General features: G+C 28.8%; 2 protein-coding genes. Both read right to left on the bottom strand.

The features are described from left to right. Positions 1-1315: 1315 nt before the first annotated feature. Positions 1316-2311 carry a M56 family metallopeptidase gene (locus H8911_RS11835; RefSeq protein WP_186999800.1) on the bottom strand — a complete coding sequence of 332 codons (996 nt, stop codon included), beginning with the start codon at positions 2309-2311 and terminating at the stop codon, positions 1316-1318. A gap of 96 nt (positions 2312-2407) precedes the next feature. Beyond that, on the bottom strand, positions 2408-2776 hold the full coding sequence (locus H8911_RS11830; RefSeq protein WP_186999799.1) for a BlaI/MecI/CopY family transcriptional regulator: 369 nt from the start codon (positions 2774-2776) through the stop codon (positions 2408-2410). Positions 2777-3645 lie beyond the last annotated feature (869 nt).

Below are 3645 nucleotides of genomic sequence, written 5' to 3'. Positions count from 1 at the left end.
TGAAATCAGAAGTAGACATATAGTCTCCACGACCACTAACAGACAAACGTTTATTATTTCTTTTGTAATACATAACGAGCACCATCCTTTGTACAAGGATATAGTACCTGTTATATTGATAATATCGATGTCTATTTAGTGCATGGGGTCGTTAGATGGGTACTCACATATAAAAAAGGCACCTGTCAAATGCTAGGTGCAATCTTTGATAAATGGTGGCCTCAGTCGGATTAGTCTCTGTTGCAGCAAGTGTAGTTGCCTACTATATTTGCAAATGGCTTGACGGAGATGACTGAGTAGTAAAGCATTGTAAAGTGGCCTGGTCAGCCGCTTTTTTTAATATAAAAGGAACTTGACGGTCAATTCAAGTTCCATTTACGTGGCAGTTATTTCTTAGCTTTTGCCTGGTTGAATTATAGCATGCTTTTTAGCGAATGCAATGCTATTGATTAGGCGAAATGTTACTAGGTCAAAATGTTAATATTCACCAAAAGCATATAAAGGTGCAATGATTCAAGAAAATGCATAAAATCCTATGGTTTTTATCAACTTTTTGAAATTTTTGATAAAATTTTGCAATAAAGTTAGTGTGGATTATCTCGCATTTTATTGTATCAGCCGATGCTCAGTTGATTTATAGGATTGTTATTTTTTGCTACTTGATTTTATGATAAAATGGACATACTATTCTGCAACTCCTCTCTCGGTAACGGGAAGGAGGTGAATCTCGTGGAGGAGATATTGTTATCCGTTATTGTCTCTGTCATAGCAGGTGTGGTAACCCATATTATATGCAAACGGCTCGATGGGGATAAGTAGAATAGTGAGCCTTTAGCGGTAGAATTAGTCCTTCTACTGCTTTTTTCGTTGAAAAAAGGATGGTTTAGTCCGAACCATCCTTTTACTCGTGTAGGCTTGTTATCCGCTTGCCTACTTGAATTATAGCATACTTTTTAGGTAATTCAATGCTCATGATTAGGTGAAATGTTACTATTCACCGAAAAGCATATAAAGGTGCAAAAATTTAAGAAATGCATAAAATCCTATGATATCTATCTATTTTTTTATGAAATAAATGGAATATTACATAATTAACATGGAATCCAATTAGTTTCCCAACGCTTTCGAGAACTATTCCAAAGTCGTTTACATACATGTCCGTTTATTGCTTTATATTTCCATATTTTGATATCAGATACTGGTTGAATTATGCTTTGGTTAGAGAACTCTTCTTTTGCAGATATTTGGATTGGTATTGTATTTAGTATAGTAAAAATAGAAATAAATAGACTAAATAATAAATTTTTCATTATACTTATTCTCCTTTTATGATTGGAATGTCTTTAAATTCTTTAGATTTTGGATTGTTGATAATACCTTTAAGTTTACCGACATGAAATGTATAAGTACCATCTTTATTCACTGTTATATATCCATTTTTTAAATCTTTTTCTGATAATAACTCATATTCGTCAGGAGCAGGGAAAGAAGGCTCTAATATGATAGAGTTTGTTAGAAATGGAAACAAAATCAATGTGGCTAATAGTAATTTGTTGGTCTTTTTCTTGTATTTGTTCTCTATCATATAGTTTATCCTATATTCAAGAACTTTTATACTTTCATCAATAATATTCGAATTACTATATTTGTGCACTTGATTATAAATAGTAGTCTTTTTTTGTATATTTATTAAGTCTCTAATGTATTGATTGCTTTCTACCTCATTGAAATTTTTTGTGCTTTTATAATCAGCACACATCTCTAAAAGTAAATGTATTTGATTTCTAAATATATATACAAGTGGATTCCACCAGTATAGAATCACAACAAGATTTATAATATGTTTTATTAAACCGTCATGATGTTGAACATGACTGATCGCATGTCGTAAAATATTATTCAGTTCGCTTTTAGTGTATAAAGTCGTAGGAAGAAATATACTCTTTTTTGTGGTAAATACTGTAGGAACATATAAAAATTGACTGCTAAAAATAGGGAAAATAGCTAATTCTGCATCTAAATCATTTGTTTCTAATTTGACTGAATTAGAAATGAGTAGTTTATAATTTTTGTTTGACTGAGATACTGAAAAGATATATTCAATGGATTTGATAATAATTCCTATAACCCATATAAGAAGAAGTAAATTATAAATCTCAAATGAATGAAATTTATAATGCATTATGTTATAAAACGGATTCATAATCGGTGTAGCTGCTATTGATTGCGTAAATTTAAATTCAATAGGAAATAATAGACGTAAAACTATAATTATAGCTAGGACAGAAAGAAAATCAGTTCTAAAAAACATATAACTTTTTTTGCATGTTAGTAATGCATTAAAAATAAGAATCAGAATGGCAGTAAAAAAGATTGTAATAAATAACGATGAAAGGGTCAACTGCATTTACTTTATTCCCTTTTCTTTGAATTTGATATTTATAAGTTTTTCTAATTCGATAATAGCATCTAAATTGTCGGTTTCTTTTATGAAATTTGAAGCTAATTCAAAAGATGTTTTTTGATTTACAAAACTTGTAATATATTCAACTTGAGAAATTACAGGTACATATTCTCGCATTAGAGCTTTTTCGTGCTGAACGATTCTATCTACTTTTATATAATCTTTTTTAAGCAATTTCTGAAGGACTTGTTGAATTGTATATATACTAACATCTTCATCTAAATTTTTCTTTAAAGCACTAGCAGACAATGGAACAGAAGAATTCCACAAAGCAATCATAATTTGATTTTCTCTTTTTGATAATTTTTTCATATATGTTTTTCACCCATGAATATTTTAGCCTCTATTTTTAATTGTCGCAACAATTAAAAATAAAAATAACTATTGCTAAAAATAACAATTAATGATATTTTGTACTTGAAGATAGCGCTATCCTTGAAAAGAACAAAATATATGAAAATTTAATTAGTTATTTTGCTTACTTGTTATTGTACATGCATGTAATTCCAATATATGCAAAAGAATCCATATTTAAAATGAAATACTAAATCAGATTATAGGAGGATGTTCTAAAGATGAGATGCGAAAATTTATCGAAAAGATTAAACAGATATACAATATTATTTTTAATAATGGATTTGATTATACTTTTAATTGATTTATTCAGTTGTCACAATCATACTAAATTTTTGTTTCTCATATTGACAATATTCATTATTAATTGTTTATTTTTCGATTTTTGTAAAAAGCACGTTGCTTATACCAAAATATCAATATTTTATATTTGGCAATTTAATGATGAAAATGCAATCTATGGATATATAAAGTTATTGGTCTTGATTCTGATTAGTATTTGTTACTTTGCTTTTTATGATCATAGTGTTACACCGATGATAATCTTAGCACTTATTGGTATCTGTATTATGTTGATTGTGATTAAAAGAACATTAAAACTTAGAAAGTTATGATTTTAATAAAGAAGTCGTATGACAGATGTTGCTAGACCATGTTTATTAGATCGTGATCAGGTTGCTTCGGTTGATGTTGTTATGAGGGTGAATAGGTAGTGTAAAGAATTTATGAAAAACTCGGTATGGGAAGATCGAAATTTGAATAAATTGTTTATACTCTACAAGAATTTCTGATTTACTGTCTATTCTTTAGATTTTAGACAGAAAAAA

The sequence above is a fragment of the Holdemanella hominis genome, from assembly GCF_014306155.1.
Taxonomy (GTDB): domain Bacteria; phylum Bacillota_I; class Bacilli_A; order Erysipelotrichales; family Erysipelotrichaceae; genus Holdemanella; species Holdemanella hominis.
Note: the sequence above shows the minus strand (reverse complement) of the source record. Positions and strands in the feature narration are given on the sequence as shown.